The organism is Bradyrhizobium sp. SZCCHNS30572, from assembly GCF_032484415.1.
Classification (GTDB): Bacteria; Pseudomonadota; Alphaproteobacteria; order Rhizobiales; family Xanthobacteraceae; genus Bradyrhizobium.
Genome location: NZ_JAUESY010000009.1, coordinates 135,226 through 159,707, shown reverse-complemented (window position 1 = coordinate 159,707; position 24,482 = coordinate 135,226). Strand labels below are relative to the sequence as shown.

Genomic DNA, 24,482 nt, shown 5'->3' with positions numbered 1-24,482 from the left:
GCTCACGCCACTCACAGTGCCATCGCCCGGCTTGAACGGGCGATCCAGTATTCCGAGACGCTGATGATCAGCCGAGAACCGCGGCGTACTGGATCGCCCGCTTTCGCGGGTGATGACAGCAGTGCGTCAAGGGGCGTCCGTTCGAACATCCGGCAACGCGCGCAACCTCACCTCACATTGGCGAGGCGCATGTCGAGATAGGCGGTGATGGTTTCCATCAGCGGCTCGAGCTTGCCGTCGAAGAAGTGGTTGGCGCCGGGGATGACCTGCTGGTCGATCACGATGCCCTTCTGCGTCTTCAGCTTCTCGACCAGCGTGTTGACGTCCTTGGGCGGCACCACCGCATCGCGCTCGCCGTGCACGATCAGGCCCGAGGACGGGCAGGGCGCCAGGAACGAGAAGTCGTAGAGGTTGGCGGGCGGCGCGATCGAGATGAAGCCCTCGACCTCCGGGCGGCGCATCAGGAGCTGCATGCCGATCCAGGCGCCGAACGAGAAGCCGGCGACCCAGCAGGCGCGAGCTTCGGGGTTGATGGTCTGCGCCCAATCGAGCGCGGAGGCCGCATCGGACAGCTCGCCGGTGCCGTGATCGAACGAACCCTGGCTGCGGCCGACGCCGCGGAAATTGAAGCGCAGCACCGAAAAGCCGCGATGCGCGAAGGCATAGTAGCACTGGTACACGATCTGATGGTTCATCGTGCCGTGGAACTGCGGATGCGGATGCAGGATCATCGCGATCGGCGCGTTCTTCTGCTTCGCCGGATGGTAACGGCCTTCGAGGCGGCCGGCCGGACCGTTGAAGATGACTTCAGGCATCAGAGAATCCTTGGCAGAGCGTCGACCGACTTCGTCCATGCTTCATCTGGCGCCTCGCCGACGAGTTCAGCAGGAAAAGTGGTGATCGAGCGCCATCCGTTCGCTTGGACGGAGCAGCGCTGGCGTGACTGGAAGTTGGCCTTCTAGCATGGAGCGCGGGGCAAAAAGCAAGGATTTTCAACGCCCGGCAAGGCGGCTGCGGCAGGGATGCAGACCGGGCCGCCGATACAGCGGCGGGGCGAAGCGGTCGCGGAACGTGATCCGAATGCGCCTGCAATTCGATGAAAATACTGGCGTTTTCGTCTGCAGCCCGGCCGTTCAGCGCAGCGACGCCGTCTGCTCCAGCTGCGCAACGGCGCTGCGATAGCGGCGGCTGCCCTGCGCGGATTGTCCGTTGTCGAAGGTCAGGCCGAAATCGCCCGTTGGCAGGACCGAAAGCGCGGCGACCCGGGCCATGTTGACCAGCCGGCCGCGGTGGATGCGGACGAGCGCGAAGCGAGCGAGCTCGACCTCGGCGGCCGACAAGGTGCCGCGGATCAAATGTCGCCTGCCGTCGGCCATGGCATATTCGACGTAGTTGCCGGCCGCGGCGACCCACAGGATGTCGGCCGGCGAGATGCGGATGCGGCTCGCGCCGTCGCGCAGCCAGAGCGTGGCAGGGGCAGGCGGCTCGGATCGCCGTGTCGGCTCTCGGACAGCGCTCGCGCGATAGCCGTCGTACAGCCAGAGCGTGGCACCGATGAGGAGCGCCGTCATGACGTCCTTGCGGAACTCGTACACGATGGTGGCCAGCGAGAGCTGGAAGTCGTAGGCGCCGCCCGCGGTCCACATCAGCAGCTTGCGCAGCGTCACCATGCCAATCATGTGAAGCGCAGAGAAGGCGACCACGGCGGCAATTGCGAGCGCGATGTGACGTGCCATGGTAGCCGGACCCAGCCGGATGGAACGAACCGTAGCGACCAGCAGCGGCGCCAGCAGGATGAGGACGACAATGCTCGTCATCTCCCACAGCAACTGTTTTTCCAGATCATAGGCCGCGCCCCGCCTGACGGCATCGTGGGCGGCGGAAAGGGCGTTGACGACGCCGATGCCGAGCGAGAGCCCGGCCATGATCGCGTAGAAGATCCGATCATTCGGACGCAGCATCGAGCCGACAAGCTTGTTCATGGCACCGGACCCGCTATCTCAATCTCGCGCCCGACAATATCACGCGGGCCGTCGCGCATCATCATGGCGCGGGCGAGCGATGGTCGTTCGTGGCCCGAGTTGATAAGAAGAAGCCATGGCCGACAGGATCTATCTCGACTGGAATGCGACGACCCCGCTGCGACCGCAAGCGCGCGCGGCGATTCTCGCCGCCATGGATCTGGTCGGCAATCCCTCGTCGGTTCACGCCGAAGGCCGCAAGGCGCGGCGGCTGACCGAGGAGGCCCGCGAGGTGATCGCCCGGGGGCTCGGCACCGTCGCGCGCCGCGTGGTGTTCACCTCCGGCGGAACCGAGGCCAATGTGCTCGCCTTGAGCCCAGGCCTGCGCGCGCCGGCCGGCCCCGTCGAGCGGCTGCTGGTGTCGGCGGTCGAGCATGCCTCGGTGCTGGCCGGCGGCCGGTTCGCGCCATCCGTCGTGCAGACGATCCCGGTCGACCCCTCCGGCGTGGTCGATCTCGGCCGCCTGGAAGCCCTGCTGGCCGGAGGGCCGCCGGCGCTGGTATCCGTCATGGCCGCCAACAACGAGACCGGGGTGCTTCAACCGGCTTCGAAAGTTGCTGAGATCGTGCACCAGGCGGGCGGCCTGCTGCAGGTCGACGCGGTCCAGGCATTCGGGAAAATACCCCTCGATATCAAAGGGATGGGCGCAGACCTTGTAACCATCTCTGCGCACAAGATCGGCGGACCCAAGGGCGTCGGCGCGCTGGTTCTGGGCGCTGGTGTGGAGGAGCCGATTCCGGTTCTCCGCGGTGGCGGCCAGGAGCGCGGTCGCCGGGCTGGAACCGAAAACGTCGCAGGAATTGCCGGATTTGGCGCCGCGGCCGGTGCTGCCCTGGCTGAGCTCGAGGTCGACCTGCCCCGGATCACGGCGCTGCGCGACCGGCTGGAAACGGGCCTTCGTCAAACCGCTGGCGTGACGGTATTTTCCTCCGAAGCGGCGCGGCTTCCGAACACGACGCTGTTCACGGCGCCGGGGCTGAAGGCCGAGACAGCCGTGATCGGGTTCGATCTCGAAGGAATCGCGGTGTCTTCCGGCTCGGCCTGCTCGTCCGGCAAGGTCCAGCCCTCCCATGTCCTGGAAGCGATGGGCGCCAGTTCCGCAGCGGCCCAGGGAGCGGTGCGCCTCAGTCTGGGCTGGTCCACGACGGAGGCGGACGTCGATCGCGGCCTGCAGGCTTGGCGAAAGCTGTCATTGACCCTACTTAAAGGTGGCGACGAAACCGTGCTTGAGCGATTCTAAGGGCGTGATTTCGTCGAGGAAACGTCGTAAGACGGTTCCAGAACGTGTCCACCGCGGTCCTTGAAACCGCGAGCGGAGGATTGAATGCCAGCCGTACAAGAGACGGTCGACCGCGTCAGGCGGATCGACGTCGACCAATATCGCTATGGGTTCGAGACCGTCATCGAATCCGAGAAGGCTCCGAAGGGGCTTTCCGAAGACACCGTCCGCTTCATCTCGGGCAAGAAGAACGAGCCCGCCTGGATGCTCGAATGGCGCCTTGAGGCCTATCGCCGGTGGCTGACCATGACCGAGCCGACCTGGGCGCGCGTCGACTATCCGAAGATCGATTTCCAGGATCTCTACTACTACTCGGCGCCGAAGCCGAAGAAGCAGCTCTCCTCGATCGACGAGATCGATCCGGAGATCCTGAAGACCTATGAGAAGCTCGGCATTCCCTTGCGCGAGGTCGCGATCCTCGAAGGCGTCGAGCCGGTGCCCGGCGCCGGCAGCCCCGAGACGCGCAAGATCGCGGTCGACGCCGTGTTCGATTCGGTGTCGGTGGCGACGACGTTCAAGGAGGAGCTGAGGAAGGCCGGCGTGATCTTCATGCCGATCTCGGAAGCCATCCGCGAGCATCCCGAGCTCGTACAGAAATATCTCGGCAGCGTGGTGCCGACGTCCGACAATTTCTACGCGACCTTGAATTCGGCGGTGTTCTCCGACGGCTCGTTCGTCTACGTGCCGCCGGGCGTGCGCTGCCCGATGGAGCTGTCGACCTACTTCCGCATCAACGAGCGCAACACCGGCCAGTTCGAGCGCACGCTGATCATCGCCGACAAGGGCGCCTACGTAAGCTACCTCGAAGGCTGCACGGCGCCGCAGCGCGACGAGAACCAGCTGCATGCCGCCGTGGTCGAGCTGATCGCGCATGACGACGCCGAGATCAAGTACTCGACGGTGCAGAACTGGTATCCGGGCAATTCGGAAGGCAAGGGCGGCATCTATAATTTCGTCACCAAGCGTGGCGACTGCCGCGGCGACAATTCCAAGATCTCCTGGACCCAGGTCGAGACGGGATCGGCGATCACCTGGAAATATCCGAGCTGCATCCTGCGCGGCGACAATTCGCGCGGTGAGTTCTATTCGATCGCGATCTCGAACGGCTATCAGCAGGTCGATAGCGGCACCAAGATGATCCATCTCGGCAAGAACACGACCAGCCGGATCATCTCCAAGGGCATCGCCGCAGGCCGCTCGCAGAACACCTATCGCGGTCTCGTCACGGCGCATCGCAAAGCCACCGGCGCGCGCAACTTCACCGCCTGCGATTCGTTGCTGATCGGCGACAAATGCGGCGCGCATACCGTGCCGTATATCGAGGCCAAGAATTCCTCGGCCACCTTCGAGCACGAGGCTACCACGTCCAAGATCTCCGAGGACGTGCTGTTCTACTGCATCCAGCGCGGTCTTTCGCAGGAGGAGGCGGTCGGGCTCGTCGTCAACGGCTTCGTCAAGGACGTGCTGCAGCAGCTCCCGATGGAGTTCGCGGTCGAGGCGCAGAAGCTGATTTCGATCAGCCTCGAAGGTTCGGTCGGCTGAGGCCACATTGCAGCGGGGCCGCGGCGCGGCCCGCTCGTGCTGACATCGATATCATACGCCCTCGGAACCCGGTGGAATCGGTGGCGCCAGGGCAAGCGTTGAGCGGAAACAGATCATGGCACTACTCGAAATCAACAACCTGCAGGTCCGCGTCGAGGAGCGCGAGATTCTCCACGGCCTGACGCTGTCGATCGACGCCGGCAAGGTGCACGCGATCATGGGGCCGAACGGCTCCGGCAAGTCGACGCTGTCCCACGTCATCGCCGGCAAGCCGGGCTATGAGGTGACCGGCGGTGAGATCCTGTTCAAGGGCGAGGATCTGCTTGCCATGGCGCCGGACGAGCGTGCCGCCAAGGGCGTGTTCCTGGCGTTCCAGTATCCGGTCGAGATCCCCGGCGTCGCCACCATGACCTTCCTGCGCACCGCGCTGAATGCGCAGCGCAAGGCGCGCGGCGAGGAGGAGTATTCGACGCCGGACTTCCTCAGGAAGGTGCGCGAGATCTCGAAATCGCTCAGCATTCCGCAGGACATGCTCAAGCGCGGCGTCAATGTCGGCTTTTCCGGCGGCGAGAAGAAGCGCAACGAGGTGCTGCAGATGGCCCTGTTTCAGCCGTCGCTCTGCATCCTCGACGAGATGGATTCCGGCCTCGACATCGACGCGCTGCGCATCGCCGCCGACGGCGTCAACGCGCTGCGCTCGCCGGAGCGCTCGATGATCGTGATCACCCACTATCAGCGGCTGCTGAACTACATCGTCCCCGACGTCGTTCATGTGATGTCGAAGGGCCGCGTCGTGAAGAGCGGCGGCAAGGAGCTCGCGCTCGAGCTGGAGGCGTCCGGTTACGCCCAGTTCGAAGACGCGGCCTGAGCCTCGCGTGAATGGATCTGTGATGAACGTAGCTTTGGTCAAGAACGACAGCGGTCCGGCGGCGAGCAGCTTGCTCTCTGCCGCTTGGGGCCGTCTGCCCGGCACCGGCAAGGTGGCCGATATCCGGCGCGAAGCCTTCTCGGCTTTCGAGCGCACAGGCCTGCCGCACCGTCGTATCGAGGAATGGAAGTACACCGATCTGCGTGCGCTGATGCGCGAGGTGCTGCCGCTGGCAGGCGCGCCGGATGCGGCGGCGCTGGCGCGGGCTAAGGCCGTGCTGGCTTCTGTTGCCGTCGACGGTGCTCGGAAGCTGGTGCTGGTCGACGGCGTGTTCGTGGCGGAGCTCTCGGATATTTCGGCCTCCGAGGATGGTGTCAAGGTTCGCACGCTTCGCGAGGCGCTGCAGAGCGCCGGCAGCGAGCGGCTGCTGGAGACGACTGTCAACGATGCGATGGTCCTGTTGAACGGGGCGCTTGCGACCGACGGAGTCCTGATCTCCGTGGCGGACGGTGCAAAGCTCTCGCATCCGCTGCAGATCATTCACATCGCGACAGCATCGCAAGCATCGCGTGCCAGTCGCTCACATCTTTCGGTGGGGAACGGCGCGCAGGCCACCTTGATCGAAAGCGCGATCGCCGCCGATGATGCCTCAGGCTATCAGGCCAATGACGCCGTGGTCGTCTCCCTCGGTGATGACGCTGCGCTGTCCACCATTCGCCTGATGCGCGATGCCAGCGATGCTGTGAACATCACCTCAGCCAGGTACGAGGTCGGTGCGCGGTCGAAACTCAATCTCTTCAACATGACGACAGGCGGCGCCGTCAGTCGTCTGCAGGGCTTCATTACTCTCAAGGGCGAAGGCAGCGAGCTGATCGTCAACGGCGTCAACCTGCTGCGTGACAAGCAGCATGGCGACCTGACGCTCGTCGTCGACCATGCGGTGCCGGGCTGCACCAGCCGCGAAAACTTCCGCGCGGTGCTCGACGATCGCGCTCATTCCGTGTTCCAGGGCCGCATCATCGTCCGCCCCCACGCGCAGAAGACCGACGGCAAGATGATGACCCGTGCGCTGCTGCTGTCCGACGAGGCCGAGGCCGACTCGAAACCGGAACTCGAGATCTTCGCCGACGACGTCTCCTGCGGCCACGGCGCCACCGCTGGCGCGCTCGACGACAGCCTGTTGTTCTATTTGCAGGCCCGCGGCCTGCCGGAGAAGCAGGCCCAGGCGCTGCTGATCCAGGCCTTCGTCGGCGAGGCGATCGAAGCGATCGAGGACGATTCCTTGCGCGAGCGCGTCATTGCTGCTGCCCAGGACTGGATGGAGGCGCGCGCATGAGCACGCATCCCGCCGTCTCCAACGGATCCTACGACGTCGCCCGCATCCGCGAGGATTTTCCTGCGTTGGCGCTGCAGGTCTACGGCAAGAAGCTCGTCTATCTCGACAACGCGGCGTCTGCGCAGAAGCCGCGCGCGGTGCTCGATCGCATGACGCAGGCCTACACCAGCGAATACGCCAACGTGCATCGTGGCCTGCACTATCTCGCCAACGCCGCGACCGAGGCCTATGAGGGCGGCCGCGAGCGGGTCACGCGCTTTCTCAATGCACGGCGCAGCGAGGAGATCATCTTCACCCGCAACGCGACCGAGGCGATCAATCTCGTGGCGTCGTCGTGGGGCGGACCGAACATCGGCGAGGGCGACGAGATCGTGCTCTCGATCATGGAGCACCATTCCAACATCGTGCCCTGGCACTTCTTGCGCGAGCGCCAGGGCGCGGTGATCAAGTGGGCTCCGGTCGACGACGACGGCAATTTCCTGATCGACGAGTTCGAGAAGCTGCTCACGCCGAAAACCAAGCTGGTCGCTATCACCCAGATGTCGAACATGCTCGGCACGCTGGTCCCGGTGAAGGAGGTCGTGCGCATTGCGCATGCGCGCGGCATTCCGGTGCTGGTCGATGGCAGCCAGGCCGCCGTGCACCTCGCCATCGACGTCCAGGACATCGACTGCGACTTCTACGTCTTCACCGGCCACAAGCTGTACGGGCCGACCGGCATCGGCGTGCTCTACGCCAAGTACGACCACCTCGTTGCCATGCGCCCCTACAATGGCGGCGGCGAGATGATCCGCGAGGTTGCGCGCGACTGGGTCACTTATGGCGATCCGCCGCACAAGTTCGAGGCTGGCACCCCGATGATCGTCGAGGCGGTTGGGCTCGGCGCCGCGATCGATTACGTCAACTCGGTCGGCAAGGAGCGCATCGCCGCGCATGAGCACGACCTGCTCACCTATGCCCAGGATCGGCTGCGCGAGATCAACTCGCTGCGGCTGATCGGCACCGCCAAGGGCAAGGGCCCTGTGATCTCGTTCGAGATGAAGGGGGCGCATGCCCATGACATCGCGACCGTGATCGATCGGCAGGGCGTCGCGGTGCGTGCGGGCACGCACTGCGTGATGCCGCTTTTGGAGAGATTCAACGTCACGGCGACCTGCCGGGCCTCGTTTGGCATGTACAATACGAGGGAAGAGGTCGATCAGCTTGCACAGGCATTGATCAAGGCGCGGGAATTGTTTGCATGACCGACACGGCCGACGTCAAAACTCAGTCCGTCGAAACGCATTCGGCGCTGCCGCCGGAGGAGACCGAGCGGCTCTCCAGCGAGATCATCGCGGCGCTGAAGACGGTGTTCGATCCGGAGATCCCGGCCGACATCTACGAGCTCGGCCTGATCTACAAGGTCGACATCAAGGACGACCGCAGCGTCGACGTCATGATGACGCTGACGACGCCGAACTGTCCGGCGGCCGGCGAGCTGCCGACCATGGTGGAGAACGCGATCGCGAGCGTCCCGGGTGTCGGCGTCGTCAACGTCAGCATCGTCTGGGAGCCGCAATGGACGCCGGACCGGATGAGCGACGAGGCCCGGCTCGTCCTGAACATGTGGTGAGACGAGCGGGCACGAAGTTTGAATAGTAAGGGCGGATCACATACCCCGCCGGGATGACGCCATGACCAGCACGACGAATTCGACAGCGCCTGTTGCCAAGCCCAAGCCGCGGCCCCGCCCGCAGGTGATGCGGCTCACCGATGCGGCGGCCAAGCGCATCCGTGAGCTCACCGATCGCGCCGAGTCCGAGATCATCGGATTGCGTGTCGGTGTCAAGAATGGCGGCTGCGCCGGTCAGTCCTACACGGTCGAGTATGCCCATGATATCCGGCCGACCGACGAGGTCGTCGAGGACAAGGGCGTCAAGATCCTGGTCGATCCCAAGGCCGTGCTGTTTCTGCTCGGCACCGAGATGGACTATCAGGCTGACAAGATGCAGGCCCAGTTCGTCTTCAACAATCCGAACCAGATCAGTGCCTGCGGCTGCGGCGAGTCGGTGCAGCTCAAGCCGGCCGAGGTCTGATCGTCCGCTTCCAGCCAGTGCGGCTCCGGAGCTGTCACGTTCCGGACATTGACACGCGCCACCTTCCCGACCGAAAACTCCGGGCGAGCAAGTGGGGTGTTGGCGGGAGCTGGCGCGATGGACCGCGAATTCCTGATCGATCTGTTCGCCGGCTTCGGTCCGGTCACGATCCGGCGGATGTTCTCCGGCTTCGGCATCTCCGCCGACGGCATCAACTTCGCGCTCGCGCTGCGCAGCGGCCTTTATCTCCGTGCTGACGAAACCAGCTTTGCCAGATTCGAGGAGGCCGGATCCAAGCCGTTTTCCTACGAGACCCGCGCGCGGACCATGACGGTGCGGTCGTATTGGCAGGTGCCGGCACATCTGTTCGATGACACCGACGAGTTCGCGGTCTGGGCGAGAGATGCATTCGCAGCGGCCCAGAGGGCGGCCTTGAGCAAGCGGACCAGCAAGAAGCGGGCGGCGCGGGGCAACAGACTGGTCCCGACCCGGGGTGGGGCGAAGCCTGGACCAACCAGGCCGGCAGTGAAAAAGACCAAGCCGGCCAAGACGGGAAAGGTGGCCAAGAGCGTTGACAAGAGCGCAGACAAGGGTCCCGCCGGTCGCAAAACACGCAGCGCGACAGTGGCGCGGGGCCGGCAGACGTCGCGCGCAGCATCGTCGCGAGCACGCTGATGCTCCATATGCGTCGCTGGCGACCTTGCCGTCAGGCGACCTGACCTCGCGTCGTCGTCGCGTATTCGGGATCGTTCTCGCATACCACCTTGTTGCGGCCGTTGCGCTTGGCGGCATAGAGGCAGGCGTCCGCGCGCTCGATCAGGGCGTCGGTGTCATCGCCGGCCCGCAGCACGGATACGCCGACCGAGATGGTCACACGTCCGAGAATCTCTCCCGTCGATTTCTTCTTGAGCTCCTTTGCCGTGACGGCGCGGCGGATGTGATCGGCCACCGTCAGCGCGTGCTGTAGCGAGGTGTTGGGCAGCACGACGGCGAACTCCTCGCCGCCGTAGCGCGCTGCGATATCCTGGCCCTTGATGGCGTGCTTCAGGGTCATCCCGACCAGGCGCAGTACCTGGTCTCCGGTGAGATGTCCGTAGGAATCGTTGAAGGACTTGAAGTGGTCGATGTCGAACATCAACAGCGACAGCGGCTGCTCGGTCGCGAGCCCCGACTGCACCGTCGTCTCGATCATCCGGTCGAAATATTTGCGATTGCCGAGGCCGGTGAGGGGATCGGTCAGGCTCTCGGCCCGAATTACCTCCAGGCTGTGCTGCAGCCCGCTGATCTCGTCCTTGGACAGCGTCAGCCGCTCTTCGAGGATCCGGTTGGTTTCGCGCATCTGCTTGGTCGAATGGGCCAGCGCCTCGATGATGTCGACCAGTTGCTCGCGGCTGGTGGCCGACGCGAGTCGTTGATCGGCGCCCGCGAGGCTCGCATCGTAGCTCGCCGTCCTGCCGAGAGCATCGGTGAGCATGTTCACCAGGTCGTCGATCTCGCCGACGACGCGCGCGCCGACCTTGTCGATGCGATCCGACGTCTTGAGCTGCGCGAGGTAGGAGTCGTAGAGCTGATCGAGATCGGACTGCGACAGCTTGCCGTTGCGCGAAAGCGTCTCGTTGATGATCTCGTTCAGCGGTGCGTTGTAGCCCGTCGCGTAGACGTACCAGACCTCGTAATTGCGCGGATTGGCCGAATGGCGGAGCGTTCTGATCTGGCTGAGCGCGACTTCGGCGAAGCCTATCGTGCGTTCGTGTTCGTCAAGCGCATTGACCACCACAGGTTCCCCCCAATCGCCCGCGTCGCCGTCGTCGTCACAGCAATGAAATAAACAATGCCGGCCAAGCTAAAGGACGTTTGTGAACCAGGGGTAAATACGGCCGTAGAGTCCCGGATGCGCCGCGCCGTGGATACGGGAACGGCAGCTCATATGTTCAATGAGCTACATAGGATGCTGCCGGAAACTGCTGACGCGGGCTGGAACTGTTCGCTCGACGCACGCCTCGCCGAGAGCTCAGCGCTGTCGACTTAAGTCAGGTCTACGAATGCAGCGGCTGATGTTCCGGGCGACCACATGGGGGGCAGCCCGGAATCTTGTGCCCGCGCTCAGGGAAGCGGTGCCCGCACCGGGCGAAGCAGGAAGGCGGGCAGATGTGAGTGATCGGCGGGCTCGTTGTCGTGGTCGCGCCGCGGCCGCCGCGCTTCATTGCGAGGCTGTTCGTTGCGAGGCTGTTCCTTGCGAGCGCTCGGCGCAGGCCGCGGAGAATTTGCCTGTGCGGCGCGCGGAGCTGCCGCGCGCGGCTCGCGCTCCCGCGGGGCTGGATCACGCTCGCGCGGGGCCGCATCGCGCTCCCGGGCCTTGCCGCGGCTGCCGCGACGCGCGGCGTCACGCGGACGTCGCTCACGCGTATCCTCGTCGCCCGAGGACTCCTGCACTTCGTAGTCACCCTCGATCGTCGGAATGCCCTGTCCGATCAGCTTCTCGATGGCGACCATCGACTTCTGGTCGGCCGGGGCCACGATCGAGATTGCCGTGCCGGTCCGTCCGGCGCGGCCGGTACGGCCAATGCGGTGAACGTAGTCGTCGGAATGATGCGGCACGTCGAAATTGAAGACGTGGCTGACTTCGGGAATGTCGAGGCCGCGTGCGGCGACGTCGGAGGCGACGAGCAAGGGCAGTTCGCCCTTGCGGAATTGATCGAGCGCCGCGGTGCGGGCCGACTGGTCCATGTCGCCGTGCAGGGCGCCAACACTGAAGCCGTGCTTCTGCAGCGACTTGTGAACGATGGCGACGTCGCGCTTGCGGTTGCAGAAGATGATCGCGTTGTTGAGATCCTTGGCGTTCCGCAACAGCCTGCGCAGCACCTCGCGCTTCTGATGCGCCTCGCGTCCGGATGGGACCTGCAACTGGGTCACGGTGACGGCGGTCGTGGCCGGCTTGGAGACCTCGACCTTCTGCGGGTTGTGCAGGAAGGTTTCGGTGATGCGCCGGATTTCCGGCGGCATGGTCGCGGTGAAGAACAGGGTCTGGCGGGTGAAGGGGACGAGCTTGCAGATGCGCTCGATGTCGGGGATGAAACCCATGTCGAGCATGCGGTCGGCTTCGTCGATGACCAGGAGCTCCACGCCCGTGAGCAGCAATCCGCCGCGTTCCGTATGATCGAGCAGTCGGCCTGGCGTGGCGATCAGCACGTCGACCCCGCGGGTCAGCTTGGCGTCCTGGTCGCCGAAGGAGACGCCGCCGATCAACAGGGCGACGTTGAGCTTCTGTCCGGCGCCGTAGCGATCGAAGTTCTCTTTGACCTGGGCGGCCAACTCACGGGTCGGCTCCAGGATCAGGGTGCGCGGCATTCGGGCGCGGGCACGGCCCTTCTCGAGGATCGTGAGCATCGGCAGGACGAAAGCGGCGGTCTTGCCGGTGCCGGTCTGGGCGATGCCGAGCACGTCGCGGCGCGCCAGCACATGAGGAATCGCCTGTTCCTGAATGGGGGTCGGGGTGGTGTAACCAGTGGCCGCAACTGCAGCCAACACCTTGTCGGACAAGCCGAGATTGGAAAAAGACATCGAGCCTCTATGTCACGCGCCGATAGGCGACGGGGCCTCTATTCGACGCCGCCGTTAGGAATCGAGGGTAAAAGGCTGTGGTCGCGCTCAACCCCGAAACGGCATGCTCTAACGAAGCTGGGGGTTTTCTGACTAACGCCGACCCGCGGTCAATCTCTCAGGAATCGGATGCGATCCGGCCGCGCTGTTGCGGAAGATAGGGGCGAATTCTGCAAAGTCAATGGAAGAGGGGAGCGAAGTACCGAAAAAGCTTAATGTTTTTGCATTATTTGCAGGCAACCTGTCGTCGAGCTGTCGTATTCGGGTGCTCCGAAGCTTCCTACGGCCGGTCGCGGAAAGCGCTCTGGTCGAATTGTCGACGGAATTGCGGCGTGTGTTCGGCAGGGGAGCAGCCGCGTGTGCCGCCGGGCATGAACCGGTGGCGCGGTGCCGTCGACTATCCGAGGGCGGCAGCCCACGCGATGAGGGCAGGGACGAACGATGAGATCGATGCGGACGTGGCTGGCGTGCGGGCTGGCGATGCTGGCAGTGGTTCTGGCGCCGGCCGCCGCGCGTGCCGAGAAGCGCGTTGCGCTCGTGATCGGCAACAACGACTACCGCTTCGTGCCGAAGCTGCAGAAGGCCGTCAACGACGCGCGGACGATGGGCGACACGCTGAAACAACTCGGCTTCAATGTCATGGTCGCGGAGAATCTCAATCGCCAGCAGTTCAGCCAGACACTGCTGGCGTTCGACAACGCCGTCGAGCCGGGCGACACCGCGTTCTTCTTCTATGCCGGTCACGGCTTCGAAATCGCCGGTCAGAACTTCCTGTTGCCGACCGACGTGCCCGCGGCCACCGAAGGCCAGGAAGAGCTGGTACGCGACGCCTCGATCCTCGCGGACCGCGTCATCGAGCGGCTGCAGAACAAGAAGGCGCGCACCTCGATCCTGGTGTTCGACGCCTGCCGCAACAATCCGTTCGAGCGCTCGGGCACGCGCGCGGTGGCGGGCGGGGGTGGCCTGGCGCCGATGACGCAGTTGCCGGAAGGCGTATTCTCAGTGTTCTCGGCCGGTCCGCGCCAGACCGCGCTCGACCGGCTCTCCAACGATGACGTCAATCCAAACTCGGTGTTCACGCGCACCTTCGCCAAGGAGCTGACGCAGCCCGGCGTCAATCTGGTGCAGGTGGCGCAACGCACCCGCCGGCTGGTCAGCGAGCTCGCCGAGACCGTGCGGCACAAGCAGATTCCGGTCTATTTCGACCAGATGGTCGACGATGTCTTTCTCAACGGCATGGCGAAGGGGCCGGCTGCAACCGACAAGCCGGCCGAGCCGCAGCAGAAGCTCGCGGCGCTGCCTCCCGTCTCGGCGCCGCGCATTCCGCCGGCGAACGAGAGCCTGAACGCACCGATTGCGATGTTCTCGCGCCACAATGGCGGCTGGACCGTCACCTTCTCGATCGCCGATCCGACGCTCGGCATTTCCTGGCGCATGGGTGAGGCAGGAGAGTTTCGCGAGACCGGCTTCATGGACGTGCTCGATCCGCGCACGCGCAAGCGCATGCCCAATCCCTCGATCCAGCTGCCGTCGGATGCGCCCGCGGGCACCATCCAGGTCCGCTATGTCGATGCATCGGGCGAGATGCAGGGACCGTTCCCGATCCGCTTCGAGCCGGAGGCCGCGCTGGTGCATGACCAGCGCAAGATCCTCGACATGACCGCGACGAGCTGGCTGTCGTTCCGCGAGTTCAACGGTCTCCTGGTCTACTACACGCACCTGATGTCGTATCGCTGCGCCATCCGCGAGGTCCGCATCGGCATCGACACGGCGGTGCCGGACAAGGTCCTCAACATGCCCGGCTGCGACATGCGCGATCCCATTGCGATTCCCTCCAACGCCACGCCCTATTTGAAGCTGCCGCCAGCGACGAAGTTCGTCTCGGTGGAGTTGACCTATCGCGACGGCAGCGTCTCCGAGATCAAGAGCTTTCGACGCTGAGGCCTCGGCTAGGCCATGATCGAATAGCCACCATCGACGGGAATGGCTGTGCCGGTGACGAAGTCCGAGGCCGGCGAGCTCAGGAACGTCGCGATGCCGGCGAAGTCGTCGATGTCGCCCCACCGTGCAGCCGGCGTACGCGCCAGCACGCGGTCGTGCAGGCCGTCGATCTGGCTGCGCGCCACGCGCGTCAGGTCGGTGTCGATCCAGCCTGGCAAGATCGCGTTGACCTGGACGTTGTCGGGCGCCCAGGCGCAGGCACAGGCGCGCGTGTACTGCACGATGCCGCCCTTGCTGGCCGCATAGGCCGGCGCGAAGCTGGCGCCGAAGATCGACAGCATCGAGCCGATGTTGATGATCTTGCCGCCGCCGTTCGCCTTGAGGGCCGGGTAGGCGGCCTTCGAGCACAGGAACGCGCTGGTGAGATTGGTGTCGATCACCTGCTGCCACTCCTCCAGCTCGAGCACGTGCGGCGGCTTGCGGATGCTCATGCCGGCATTGTTGATGAGGATGTCGATGCGACCGAGCTCGCCGATCACGCGCGCGACCATGGCGGCGACGTCGTCCTTGTCGCTGACGTCGGCCGTGACGGCGATGGCGTTGACGCCGCGCGCCGCCAGATCGGCAACTGCCGCCTGCGACTTGGCTTCGTTGCGGCCGACCACGGCGATGTCGGCGCCTGCATCGGCAAGCCCGCGTGCCATCCCCAGGCCAATTCCGCCGTTGCCGCCCGTCACGATCGCAACCTTGCCCCTCAGGTCGAAACGGCCCGCCATGCAGTGTCTCCATTGTTGTTGTCAGAGATCAGCAGGTGCCCTGCCAGATCATCACCAGGCCGAGCGCACCCATGCCGACGCCGTAACCTGCCCACTGCAGCTGGTTGATCATGAAGCTCGTCCGCGGCCATGCCACCACCCCGGTGCCCTGACCGACCCAGAGCAGGCCGATGGCAAGCAGAAGCAGGCCGCCGATCATCAGGAATTTCCGCATGGCCACTTCCTCCCTCGTCGACCGCGTCACAGCATCGGAAACGCTGCTGCCGTCTTTTTTGTGAAGTTTTGTGACGAGGAGGCTAGCGGCCGGCGCGGCAGATGACCAGCGGCTCCAGCCGCCAATATCCGAGCCAAAAACAAAAAGCCCCGGATCAACCGGGGCTTTTCGCAGAATTATTGAAAGACCGAGTGCGTTCGGCTCAGTACTTGACGACCGGGCCGGTCCAGTTGAAGCGGTAGACCAGCGAGGTGCTGATGGTCTGCACCCACGGCTTGAAGCTGACGGAGTCCGTGCTCAGAGCATTGGTGCCATCGAAGCGGACGGCAATGTCCTTGCGGTCGTAATAGGCCGCGCGATATTCGGTCTTCATGAACCAGCCCGGCGCCGAGATGCCGAAGATGTTCAGGTTGTTCTCGACGCCGCCGCCGACGAACCAGCCGTTCCGGTTGAACGAGTCGGTATGCAAGCCCGAGGCAGCACCGGTGAGGGTGGTCAGACCAGTGCCCGACCAATGCGATCCGGAGTAACCGGCATTGACGTACGACAGGACATTCGGAGCAACCAAATAGCCAATGCGAGCGCCCGCGGCCCAGGCATCCTGCATCTTGATGCGGCCAGTGAGGGCCGGCGCAATCTGATCCTGCACGGTGCCGCGCATGCTGCCGAACTGACCATCGGCGAACACGCCGAAGACCCAGGACGGATTGAACTGCCAGTCGTAGCCGGCGCCGACGGTGCCGAACCAGCCGTCGCCACCGACGCGCTGATCGATCGTCACCGGCACGCCGTTGAAGTTGGTGTGCGAGTCGGCATCCCAGATGCCGCCGCCGGCACCACCGAAGATGTAGAAGCCGGTCCAGCTCGGCGCCACCGGCATCATCGGAGCCTTCACGTAGGGGCGAGCTGCCAGATCAGCAGCCGAAGCGGCACCCGTGATCGCAACCAGCGCAGTGGCAGCAAGCAAAAGCTTTTTCATATTCAATTCCCCAAGATCGTCATGTCGCAGGTGCTGGGTTGCGGCGGCGATTCCCTCGCCAGATGTGCCCGAACTATAGCCGATTGGTGCCCAAAAGCTGTTGCAGGTTGAGCACACCGGAGGGGAAAGTGCGCTGCGGGATGCTCGGGATTCTCGTAACCCTCTGATTGGAAAGGTCGATTGCAGGCTCGCGCGAGCGAATGGAACCTGCAATCGAGGCGTGAAATCGGGTCAAAAGCTAGACGTCGAGCAGCTCGTCGCTGGCGAATTCGGCCTTTTCCGAAATGAAGGCGAAGCGGGCCTCTGCCTTGGTCCCCATCAGCCGCTCGACCGAGTCGGCGGTGCCGTCGCGATCCTCGGCCAGCAGAACCACGCGCAGCAGGGTGCGCTTGGCCGGATCCATGGTGGTTTCCTTGAGCTGGGCCGGCATCATCTCGCCGAGACCTTTGAAGCGGCCGATCTCGACCTTGGCGTTGGCATTGAACTCGCGCTTCAGGAGCTCGTCCCGATGGGCATCGTCGCGCGCATAGAACGTCTTGCTGCCATGGGTGAGCCGGTAGAGCGGCGGCACGGCGAGGTAGAGATGCCCCTCGTCGATCAGCGGCCGCATCTGCCGGTAGAAGAAGGTGATCAGCAGCGAGGCGATGTGGGCGCCGTCGACGTCGGCATCGGTCATGATGATGATGCGCTGGTAGCGCAGATCCTCCTCGCGATACGACGTGCCGGTGCCGGCGCCGATCGCCATCACGAGATCGGCGAGCTGGGCGTTGGCGGTCAGCTTGTCCTTGCCGGCGGAGGCGACGTTGAGGATCTTGCCGCGCAGCGGCAGCACCGCTTGCTTCTTGCGGTCGCGCGCCTGCTTGGCGCTGCCGCCGGCCGAATCGCCCTCGACGATGAACAGCTCGGAGCCTTCGGTGCCGGCGTCGGTGCAGTCGGCGAGCTTGCCCGGCAGACGCAGCTTCTTGGTCGCGGTCTTGCGCGCCGTCTCCTTCTCCTGCCGGCGGCGGATGCGTTCCTCGGCGCGCTCGATGACGAAATCGAGCAGCCGGTTGGCCTGCACCGGATTGCCGGACAGCCAGTGGTCGAACGGGTCCTTGACGGCCTGCTCGACGATGCGCTGGGCCTCTGCCGTGGCGAGGCGGTCCTTGGTCTGGCCCTGGAATTCCGGCTCGCGCACGAACACCGAGAGCATGATGGCGGCGCCCGCCATGATGTCCTCGGAGGTGATGTTGGCCGATCGCTTGCCCTGGCCGACGCGCTCGGCGTGGTCCTTCAGGCCGCGCAGAAGCGCGCTGCGGATGCCGGATTCGTGCGTGCCGCCGTCCGGCGTCGGAATCGTGTTGCAGTAGGAGGACAGGAAGCCGTCGGCATCGGCGGTCCAGGCGACCGCCCATTCGCAGCCGCCATGGCCACCGGTGCGGCCCGACTTGCCGGCGAAGATATCCGGATGGACCAGCGTGTCGGCATGGATCGCTGCGGCCAGGTAGTCCTTCAGACCGCCGGGGAAATGGAACGTCGCCTCGGCCTGGACGTCCTCGATGCCCTTCAGCAGCGACGGATCGCACTTCCAGCGGATCTCGACGCCGCCGAACAGATAGGCTTTCGAGCGCGCCATCTTGAACAGGCGCTGCGGCTTGAACGTCGCCTTGGCGCCGAAGATGGTCGGGTCGGGTTGGAAACGCACCCGTGTGCCGCGCCGGTTGGCGACCTTGCCGACCTCCTCGAGCTTGCCCTTGGGATGTCCGCGTTCGAACACCATGCGGTAGAGCTTCTGGTTGCGGGCGACCTCGACCTCGAGCCGGGTCGACAGCGCGTTCACCACGGAGATGCCGACGCCGTGCAGGCCGCCCGAGGTCTCGTAGACCTTGGAATCGAACTTGCCGCCCGCGTGCAGCGTGCACATGATGATCTCGAGCGCCGACTTCTTCGGAAATTTGGGATGGGGATCGATAGGAATGCCGCGGCCGTTGTCGGTCACGGTGAGGAAGCCTTCGGCGTCGAGCTCGACCTCGATGAAGGTGGCGTGGCCGGCCAGCGCCTCGTCCATCGAGTTGTCGATGACCTCGGCGAACAGGTGGTGCAGCGCCTTTTCGTCGGTGCCGCCGATATACATGCCGGGGCGGCGCCGCACCGGCTCCAGGCCCTCGAGGACCTCGATGTCACGGGCAGTGTAATCGCCCTCGGCACCCACCGAGCGGGCGGCTGGCTTGGCCGGAGCCTTGCCCTTGGCGGCGAACGCCGCCAACGGGTCCGTGACGCCCTTGGCCTTGGCTTTTGCAGCTGATTTCAACGGCTTACCCATGGAATCTGATGTTGCGTGTGCGCAAGATGGAACGAATCGTTGGGCCTGACTATGCCATGGACCGGCATAAAACAATGACCCCGGGAAACAACGACGTTCACCGGCCCGCCACGTCTTGGCCGGTTCCGAACGCTGGATCGCCGCTGTTCACGCGGTTCAGCCGGTTGTTGTGACTTGAAGTGGGCGGGTTCGGTGGCGTACCAGTCTGCGCCATGGAACCGCGAAGGCCTTCAAGCACTTAAGCGCCGCGGAGCAGAAAGGCGTCGAGCAGATGGAAGATTTTGGCCGCGCGGTTGCCGACTTCGTGCGCGACCATCAGGCCTGGGCTGCTCCGATCGTCCTGCTGCTTGCCTTTGGCGAGTCCCTGGCCTTCGTCTCGCTCCTGATTCCCGCCTGGGGCGCCCTGGTCGCGATCGGCGCCCTGATCGGCGCCACCGGGATCAGCTTCTGGCCGATATGGCTGGCCGGGGGCATCGGCGCCGCGCTCGGCGACTGGGTCTCCTACTGGTTCGGCTACCGCTACAAGGACCGCGTCGCCCAGATGTGGCCGCTGTCGCGCTACCCGGAGCTGCTGCCGCGCGGCGAGGCCTTCGTGCGCGATTGGGGCGTGCCGAGCATCTTCATCGGCCGGTTCTTTGGCCCGTTGCGCGCATCGGTGCCGCTGGCGGCGGGCATTTTCGAGATGCCCTACATGGTGTTCCAGATCGCCAACTTCGTGTCGGCGCTGGTGTGGTCGGCGGTGCTGCTGCTGTTCGGCGACATCATCGGGCGCATCATGGAATGGCTGTGGCATGCGGTCTGACGCCAGCCCTGAACGCGCCGGGCCGACTTGCGAGCTTGACGCAGGAACCCGGCAGCCTTATAGGCCTGCCCCCATGATCAACGCAGCGACCCACATGATCGCCGAAATGCGCCGTCGTACCTCCGCGGTACGGGCGATGATCTGCGTCTAGATCACAGCCCCTGCCGCCGGATCCGATCCCGCGGCAGACTTTCTCCTTGCAGCGCGATTGATCAGGCGGCTCCTTCGTCCAGCAGGAGTTTCCGATGTACACGCCACCGCCCTTCAAGCCCGATCGCGCCGCGAGCCTCGGCTTCGCTGACGCGCGCGGCTTCGGCATGGTCTGCGCGTGGGACGGCACAAAGCCGATCGCGTCACCGGTACCGTTTCACCTGGGCGCCTTGAACGATGGCACGCCGCAGGCGTTCTTCCATGTCGCGCGCGGCAATCCGCTGGCAAGGATCGCCGACGGTACGACGCCCTGGCTGTTGGCCGTCAGCGGCGCCGATGCTTACGTCTCCGCCGATTGGTATGTGTCGCCCGACCAGGTGCCGACCTGGCTCTATCAGGCCGTGCATCTGACCGGTACGGCGCGGATCTTGTCGGAGGCCGAGCTCGCGCGGCAGACGGATGAGGTCAGTGCGAAGTTCGAGCAGCGGCTGCTGCCGAAGAAGCCCTGGACCTCGGACAAGATGACGGCGGGACGCCTCGAGGCGATGCGCAAGGCGATTGTGGGCATCGTCATGACGATCGACCAGGTCGAAGGCAGCTTCAAGCTCAACCAGCACAAGTCCGAGGCCGACTACGCGACGATCGCGACGAGGCTCGGCGAGCAGCCCGACATCGGCTCGCAACAGATTTCCTCTCTCATGCGGCAGGCGCGGCCCCAGGCCTTTGCCGGCGAAACCCAGACCTAAGGAGCGTGTCATGACCGTGATCGACAGCAACGTGCCGAAAGCTCACGCCGCCTCCGGGACTGCGACACGCGCCGTGTTCGTCGACGGCGGCTCGGGAACGACCGGCCTGGGAATCGCCGAGCGTCTCCGGCACCAGCCGGACATCGTCGTGAAGACGATCGCCGAGGACAAGCGCAAGGATCCGGCGGCCAAGCGGGCGCTGATGGCCGAGGTCGATCTCGTCATCCTTTGCCTGCCGGACGATGCGGCCAAGGAGACGGTGGCGCTGATCGACGGCATGGGCAGCTCTGCGCCGAAGGTGCTGGACGCGTCGACCGCATACCGGGTCGCGCCGGACTGGGCCTATGGCTTTCCCGAGCTCGCCGCCGACCAGGCCGACAAGATCCGGAATGCGCGCAAGGTCTCCAATCCCGGCTGTTATCCCACCGGCGGCATCGCGCTGCTGCGGCCGCTGGTCGATGCCCGACTGATGCCGCAGGACTATCCGGTCACGGTGAACGCGGTGAGCGGCTATTCCGGCGGCGGCAAGACGATGATCGCGGCCTTTGAGAATGGCACCGCGCCGAACTTCGAGCTGTACGGTCTCGGCCTCGAGCACAAGCATCTGCCTGAGCTGCAGCTCTATTCGCGGCTGACCCGGCGGCCGATCTTCATTCCCTCCGTCGGCAACTACCGGCAGGGCATGCTGGTCTCCGTGCCGCTGCAACTCGACACACTGCCGGGCAAGCCGTCAGGCTCGGACCTGCAGGCGGCCCTGACGAAGCATTATGCCGGCAGCAAATACGTCTCGGTGATGCCGCTCGATGGCGCGGCGGCCAAGAGCGGCCGGCTCGAGCCGGAGGCGCTGAACGAGACGAACAAGCTCGAGCTCTACGTCTTCGCCAGCGACCAGCATCACCAGGCGGTGCTGGTGGCGCGGCTCGACAATCTCGGCAAGGGCGCCTCGGGCGCGGCCGTGCAGAACATGCGGCTGATGCTCGGACTGCCCGATCTCGGGAGCTGAGACCGATCTGGATCGTCCGGCCGCAGACGCGCCGGCACGATCGGCAACATCATGCGAGGTCGGCGCGCCGCCGGCATCGCGTGCAATGACGCACGCTGAGGGATGGGCAGACCCATGACCGCCACTGATCTGAACGCGCTGCCCGTCACCGCCAACGATGTGCGGGCCGCCGCCGAGACCATCGGTGGCGCCGTGCTCGCGACGGCCTGCAACCAGAGCCGGACGCTCGGCGAGATCTGCGGCTGCAACGTCTGGCTGAAATTCGAGAACCTGCAGTTCACGTCGTCGTTCAAGGAGCGCGGCGCGCTGAACCGGCTGAATGCGCTGTCCGCCGAGCAGCGCGAACGCGGCGTGATCGCGATGTCGGCCGGCAACCACGCGCAGGGCGTCGCGTATAACGCGCGGCGTCTCGGCATTCCCGCGACCATCGTGATGCCGGTGGGCACGCCGATGGTGAAGGTGGAGAACACCAAGCGGCACGGCGCCGAGGTCGTGATTTCCGGCGCCACCTTGGAGGAGGCGGGCGCGTTCGCCAGGGAGCACGGCGCGGCGCACGGCATGACCATGATCCATCCTTACGACGATCCACTGATCATCGCAGGGCAGGGCACGGTGGCGCTGGAGATGCTCGCGGTGGTCCCCGAGCTCGATACGCTCGTGGTGCCGATCGGCGGCGGCGGGCTGATCTCCGGCATGGCGGTCGCGGCGCGCGCGATCAAGCCGGGCTTGCGCATCGTCGGCGTTCAGGCCGAACTCTATCCGTCGATGTACAACGCCATACGCAGCAGTCAGCTGCCGATGCGCGGCGACACGCTCGCCGAGGGCATCGCGGTGAAATCGCCGGGCCGGATCACGACCGAGATCATCCGCCATCTCGTCGACGATATCCTGCTGGTCAACGAGGCGCAGATCGAGCGTGCGCTCGCCACGCTGATCTCGATCGAGAAGACAGTGGTCGAAGGCGCCGGCGCCGTCGGTCTCGCCGCAGTGCTCGCGCATCCCGCGCAGTTTGCCGGCCGCAATGTCGGCCTGGTGCTGAGCGGCGGCAACATCGACACCCGACTGATCGCCTCGGTGCTCACCCGCGAGCTCGCTCGCGAGGGGCGGCTGACGCAGCTGTCGATCGACATCGTCGATCGTCCCGGACAACTCGCTGCCGTGTCGACGCTGCTCGCCGATGCCGGCGCCAACATCATCGAGGTGTCGCATCAGCGAACGTTCTCGGACCTGCCGGCCAAGGCGACCCTGCTCGAGCTGGTGATCGAGACGCGCGACCAGGCGCATCTCAACGACGTGATGGCGAAGCTTGTCGCCGCAAATTTCAAGGCGCGCTGCACCTGAGCGTCAGGCGATCTCCAGCATATCCTTCGCGGTGCGGCAGACGCCCGCTCCGCCTTTTCCAGGCGAAAGGCGCGTGCGGCTGCCCGCCGAGTCTTGCTCAGCCCAATTAGCAATCTCTCTGTCTACTCGTGAAGCTGTTCGCAAATGCGAACACGTTTGAGGTTTGCTCTGTCAGAATTTCAGTTGCGCACCTCAAAAAATGAGGACAGGATTACCGCAACAAAGAAGACGGTTGGGAGGATTGTGATGAGACTGCTCGCGAAGCTGGGACTCGCCGCTGCCGCATGCCTGCTCTGGGCCACCGTCGCGAGCGCCGATACCACCGTGAAATGGCTGCATATCGAGGTCAATCCAGCCCAGGTGAAGATCTGGGAGGAGGTGGCCCGCGCCTATGAGGCGTCGCATCCGGGCGTCAAGATCGAGATGCAGTTCCTCGAGAACGAGGCCTACAAGGCCAAGCTGCCGACCATCCTGCAGTCCAAGGACCGGCCGAACATCATCTACAGCTGGGCGGGCGGTGTCCTGAAGGCGCAGATCGAGGCTGGCGTGCTCGAGGACATCACCGAGCAGGTGAAAGGCTACAGCGACAGCGTGACTCCGGCGGCGCTCGCGGCATTCACCGATGGCGGCCACGTCTACGGCCTTCCGATCTCGCTGTCGCAGGTCGGCTTCGTCTGCAACAAGGAGCTGATGGCCAAGGCCAAGGTCGATCCCACGGCGATCAAGAGCTGGGACGATCTGCTGAGCGCCGTGAAGACGTTGAAGGCGGCCGGCGTGACCCCGATCGTGGTCGGCGGCGCCGACAAATGGCCGCTGCATTTCTACTGGACGCATCTTGCGGTGCGGATCGGCGGCAAGCCGGCATTCGACGCGGCGCTGCGCGGCGAGAATGGCGGCTTTGCCGGCGACACCTTCGTCAAATCAGGCGAGCTGTTCAAGCAGCTCGTCGATCTCCAGCCATTCCAGAATGGCTTTCTTGGCTTCAAGAACCCGCAGGCCGTCGGATATTTCGGCGATGGCAAGGCGGCGATGACGCTCGCGATCAGCTCCGTCTACAATCTGCAGCGGGCGCTCGCCGCCGACAAGGTCGGCTTGAGCGAAGACAAGATCTGCTGGTTCGATTTTCCGGTCGTGCAAGGCGGCAAGGGCGCGCCGACGGATACGCTCGGCGGCATCACCGGCTGGTTGGTCACCAAGGGCTCGCCCAAGGAAGCCGTCGATTTCCTGAAGTACTTCATCTCCAAGGACGTCCAGACACGGTTGGCGGCGGGAAATTTCATCATCCCGGTGGTGCAGGGCGCGGACGCCGGCCTCAACAATTCCTTCATGAAGCTGATCGCGTCCAATCTGGCCAAATCGAACTATCACCAGAACTTCTATGACCAGAGCCTCGGCCCCTCCGTCGGTCACGTCGTCAACGATGTCTCCGCGGAGATCGCCGGCGGCAGCATGAGTCCGCAGGAGGCGGCCAAGGCGATCGAGGCAGCGCGGAAGCAGGGCAACTGAC

At 64.8% G+C, this 24,482-nt stretch carries 22 protein-coding genes; 14 read left to right on the top strand and 8 right to left on the bottom strand.

The genetic code is table 11. From position 1 onward, the window contains the following. Positions 1–167: 167 nt before the first annotated feature. Both QX048_RS25810 and QX048_RS25805 read right to left on the bottom strand, forming a co-directional pair. A complete protein-coding gene (locus tag QX048_RS25810; RefSeq protein WP_008971476.1) occupies positions 168–815 on the bottom strand; it encodes an alpha/beta hydrolase in 648 nt (215 codons plus the stop codon). A 318-nt stretch (positions 816–1,133) separates the two neighbouring features. Next, positions 1,134–1,982 carry a LytTR family DNA-binding domain-containing protein gene (locus QX048_RS25805; protein WP_315826879.1) on the bottom strand — a complete coding sequence of 283 codons (849 nt, stop codon included), beginning with the start codon at positions 1,980–1,982 and terminating at the stop codon, positions 1,134–1,136. Between the two features lie 115 nt (positions 1,983–2,097). Between QX048_RS25805 and QX048_RS25800 the strand changes: the two genes are divergently transcribed. From QX048_RS25800 to QX048_RS25765, 8 genes are all read left to right on the top strand, one after another. After that, positions 2,098–3,261 carry a cysteine desulfurase family protein gene (locus tag QX048_RS25800; RefSeq protein WP_315826880.1) on the top strand — a complete coding sequence of 388 codons (1,164 nt, stop codon included), beginning with the start codon at positions 2,098–2,100 and terminating at the stop codon, positions 3,259–3,261. An 84-nt stretch (positions 3,262–3,345) separates the two neighbouring features. Further along, entirely contained in the window at positions 3,346–4,842 is a 1,497-nt protein-coding gene (gene sufB, locus QX048_RS25795; RefSeq protein ID WP_315712155.1) for a Fe-S cluster assembly protein SufB, read from the top strand. A 115-nt stretch (positions 4,843–4,957) separates the two neighbouring features. Beyond that, positions 4,958–5,710: a Fe-S cluster assembly ATPase SufC gene (sufC, locus tag QX048_RS25790; RefSeq protein WP_315712154.1), complete on the top strand. Its 753-nt coding sequence runs from the start codon at positions 4,958–4,960 to the stop codon at positions 5,708–5,710. A gap of 22 nt (positions 5,711–5,732) precedes the next feature. Then, the gene (gene sufD, locus QX048_RS25785) at positions 5,733–7,046 is read left to right on the top strand and encodes a Fe-S cluster assembly protein SufD (RefSeq protein ID WP_315826881.1); all 1,314 of its coding nucleotides are present in this window, start codon (positions 5,733–5,735) and stop codon (positions 7,044–7,046) included. Further along, positions 7,043–8,290 (top strand): cysteine desulfurase, encoded by a 1,248-nt coding sequence (locus QX048_RS25780; protein WP_315712152.1) that lies wholly within the window; start codon positions 7,043–7,045, stop codon positions 8,288–8,290. Before sufD ends, QX048_RS25780 begins: the two co-directional genes overlap by 4 nt. Beyond that, positions 8,287–8,658, top strand: coding sequence for an SUF system Fe-S cluster assembly protein (locus QX048_RS25775; RefSeq protein WP_315712150.1), 372 nt, complete (start codon positions 8,287–8,289; stop codon positions 8,656–8,658). Before QX048_RS25780 ends, QX048_RS25775 begins: the two co-directional genes overlap by 4 nt. Before the next feature lie 61 nt (positions 8,659–8,719). Then, the gene (locus QX048_RS25770) at positions 8,720–9,121 is read left to right on the top strand and encodes an iron-sulfur cluster assembly accessory protein (RefSeq protein ID WP_315712149.1); all 402 of its coding nucleotides are present in this window, start codon (positions 8,720–8,722) and stop codon (positions 9,119–9,121) included. Between the two features lie 117 nt (positions 9,122–9,238). Further along, positions 9,239–9,796, top strand: a complete 558-nt coding sequence (locus tag QX048_RS25765; RefSeq protein WP_315826943.1) for a TfoX/Sxy family protein — start codon at positions 9,239–9,241, stop codon at positions 9,794–9,796. A gap of 31 nt (positions 9,797–9,827) precedes the next feature. On the opposite strand, the gene QX048_RS25760 is transcribed toward QX048_RS25765, so the two are convergent. Next, a complete protein-coding gene (locus QX048_RS25760) occupies positions 9,828–10,895 on the bottom strand; it encodes a GGDEF domain-containing protein (RefSeq protein ID WP_315751668.1) in 1,068 nt (355 codons plus the stop codon). A 329-nt stretch (positions 10,896–11,224) separates the two neighbouring features. Further along, positions 11,225–12,682, bottom strand: a complete 1,458-nt coding sequence (locus QX048_RS25755; RefSeq protein WP_315712146.1) for a DEAD/DEAH box helicase — start codon at positions 12,680–12,682, stop codon at positions 11,225–11,227. Positions 12,683–13,162: 480 nt separating this feature from the next. Between QX048_RS25755 and QX048_RS25750 the strand changes: the two genes are divergently transcribed. Then, on the top strand, positions 13,163–14,662 hold the full coding sequence (locus tag QX048_RS25750) for a caspase domain-containing protein (protein WP_409999246.1): 1,500 nt from the start codon (positions 13,163–13,165) through the stop codon (positions 14,660–14,662). 8 nt (positions 14,663–14,670) lie between these two features. On the opposite strand, the gene QX048_RS25745 is transcribed toward QX048_RS25750, so the two are convergent. The 4 genes from QX048_RS25745 to parE form a co-directional block, all read right to left on the bottom strand. Beyond that, the gene (locus QX048_RS25745) at positions 14,671–15,438 is read right to left on the bottom strand and encodes a glucose 1-dehydrogenase (RefSeq protein ID WP_315826882.1); all 768 of its coding nucleotides are present in this window, start codon (positions 15,436–15,438) and stop codon (positions 14,671–14,673) included. A 28-nt stretch (positions 15,439–15,466) separates the two neighbouring features. Continuing rightward, entirely contained in the window at positions 15,467–15,652 is a 186-nt protein-coding gene (locus QX048_RS25740) for a hypothetical protein (protein WP_315712631.1), read from the bottom strand. Between the two features lie 202 nt (positions 15,653–15,854). After that, a complete protein-coding gene (locus QX048_RS25735) occupies positions 15,855–16,631 on the bottom strand; it encodes an outer membrane beta-barrel protein (RefSeq protein WP_315751666.1) in 777 nt (258 codons plus the stop codon). Between the two features lie 238 nt (positions 16,632–16,869). Beyond that, positions 16,870–18,933: a DNA topoisomerase IV subunit B gene (parE, locus tag QX048_RS25730; protein ID WP_315826883.1), complete on the bottom strand. Its 2,064-nt coding sequence runs from the start codon at positions 18,931–18,933 to the stop codon at positions 16,870–16,872. A 271-nt stretch (positions 18,934–19,204) separates the two neighbouring features. Here parE and QX048_RS25725 point away from each other — a divergent pair, with 271 nt between their 5' ends. From QX048_RS25725 to QX048_RS25705, 5 genes are all read left to right on the top strand, one after another. Next, a complete protein-coding gene (locus QX048_RS25725; RefSeq protein ID WP_315712141.1) occupies positions 19,205–19,735 on the top strand; it encodes a DedA family protein in 531 nt (176 codons plus the stop codon). Positions 19,736–19,980: 245 nt separating this feature from the next. After that, complete coding sequence (locus QX048_RS25720) at positions 19,981–20,631, top strand: FMN-binding negative transcriptional regulator (RefSeq protein ID WP_315712139.1); 651 nt, start codon at positions 19,981–19,983, stop codon at positions 20,629–20,631. A gap of 10 nt (positions 20,632–20,641) precedes the next feature. Then, complete coding sequence (argC, locus tag QX048_RS25715) at positions 20,642–21,634, top strand: N-acetyl-gamma-glutamyl-phosphate reductase (protein WP_315712138.1); 993 nt, start codon at positions 20,642–20,644, stop codon at positions 21,632–21,634. A gap of 114 nt (positions 21,635–21,748) precedes the next feature. Next, positions 21,749–22,975, top strand: a complete 1,227-nt coding sequence (locus QX048_RS25710; protein WP_315751663.1) for a threonine ammonia-lyase — start codon at positions 21,749–21,751, stop codon at positions 22,973–22,975. 246 nt (positions 22,976–23,221) lie between these two features. Beyond that, entirely contained in the window at positions 23,222–24,481 is a 1,260-nt protein-coding gene (locus QX048_RS25705; protein WP_315826884.1) for an extracellular solute-binding protein, read from the top strand. Position 24,482: the final 1 nt, after the last annotated feature.

What these genes read in the sequence shown, in the direction of transcription:
- QX048_RS25810 (WP_008971476.1), bottom strand. Translation starts at nt 815, where the DNA reads ATGCCTGAAGTCATCTTCAACGGTCCGGCCGGCCGCCTCGAAGGCCGT.
- QX048_RS25805 (WP_315826879.1), bottom strand. Translation starts at nt 1,982, where the DNA reads ATGAACAAGCTTGTCGGCTCGATGCTGCGTCCGAATGATCGGATCTTC.
- QX048_RS25800 (WP_315826880.1), top strand. Translation starts at nt 2,098, where the DNA reads ATGGCCGACAGGATCTATCTCGACTGGAATGCGACGACCCCGCTGCGA.
- sufB (WP_315712155.1), top strand. Translation starts at nt 3,346, where the DNA reads ATGCCAGCCGTACAAGAGACGGTCGACCGCGTCAGGCGGATCGACGTC.
- sufC (WP_315712154.1), top strand. Translation starts at nt 4,958, where the DNA reads ATGGCACTACTCGAAATCAACAACCTGCAGGTCCGCGTCGAGGAGCGC.
- sufD (WP_315826881.1), top strand. Translation starts at nt 5,733, where the DNA reads ATGAACGTAGCTTTGGTCAAGAACGACAGCGGTCCGGCGGCGAGCAGC.
- QX048_RS25780 (WP_315712152.1), top strand. Translation starts at nt 7,043, where the DNA reads ATGAGCACGCATCCCGCCGTCTCCAACGGATCCTACGACGTCGCCCGC.
- QX048_RS25775 (WP_315712150.1), top strand. Translation starts at nt 8,287, where the DNA reads ATGACCGACACGGCCGACGTCAAAACTCAGTCCGTCGAAACGCATTCG.
- QX048_RS25770 (WP_315712149.1), top strand. Translation starts at nt 8,720, where the DNA reads ATGACCAGCACGACGAATTCGACAGCGCCTGTTGCCAAGCCCAAGCCG.
- QX048_RS25765 (WP_315826943.1), top strand. Translation starts at nt 9,239, where the DNA reads ATGGACCGCGAATTCCTGATCGATCTGTTCGCCGGCTTCGGTCCGGTC.
- QX048_RS25755 (WP_315712146.1), bottom strand. Translation starts at nt 12,682, where the DNA reads ATGTCTTTTTCCAATCTCGGCTTGTCCGACAAGGTGTTGGCTGCAGTT.
- QX048_RS25750 (WP_409999246.1), top strand. Translation starts at nt 13,163, where the DNA reads ATGAGATCGATGCGGACGTGGCTGGCGTGCGGGCTGGCGATGCTGGCA.
- QX048_RS25745 (WP_315826882.1), bottom strand. Translation starts at nt 15,438, where the DNA reads ATGGCGGGCCGTTTCGACCTGAGGGGCAAGGTTGCGATCGTGACGGGC.
- QX048_RS25740 (WP_315712631.1), bottom strand. Translation starts at nt 15,652, where the DNA reads ATGCGGAAATTCCTGATGATCGGCGGCCTGCTTCTGCTTGCCATCGGC.
- QX048_RS25735 (WP_315751666.1), bottom strand. Translation starts at nt 16,631, where the DNA reads ATGAAAAAGCTTTTGCTTGCTGCCACTGCGCTGGTTGCGATCACGGGT.
- parE (WP_315826883.1), bottom strand. Translation starts at nt 18,933, where the DNA reads ATGGGTAAGCCGTTGAAATCAGCTGCAAAAGCCAAGGCCAAGGGCGTC.
- QX048_RS25725 (WP_315712141.1), top strand. Translation starts at nt 19,205, where the DNA reads ATGGAAGATTTTGGCCGCGCGGTTGCCGACTTCGTGCGCGACCATCAG.
- QX048_RS25720 (WP_315712139.1), top strand. Translation starts at nt 19,981, where the DNA reads ATGTACACGCCACCGCCCTTCAAGCCCGATCGCGCCGCGAGCCTCGGC.
- argC (WP_315712138.1), top strand. Translation starts at nt 20,642, where the DNA reads ATGACCGTGATCGACAGCAACGTGCCGAAAGCTCACGCCGCCTCCGGG.
- QX048_RS25710 (WP_315751663.1), top strand. Translation starts at nt 21,749, where the DNA reads ATGACCGCCACTGATCTGAACGCGCTGCCCGTCACCGCCAACGATGTG.
- QX048_RS25705 (WP_315826884.1), top strand. Translation starts at nt 23,222, where the DNA reads ATGAGACTGCTCGCGAAGCTGGGACTCGCCGCTGCCGCATGCCTGCTC.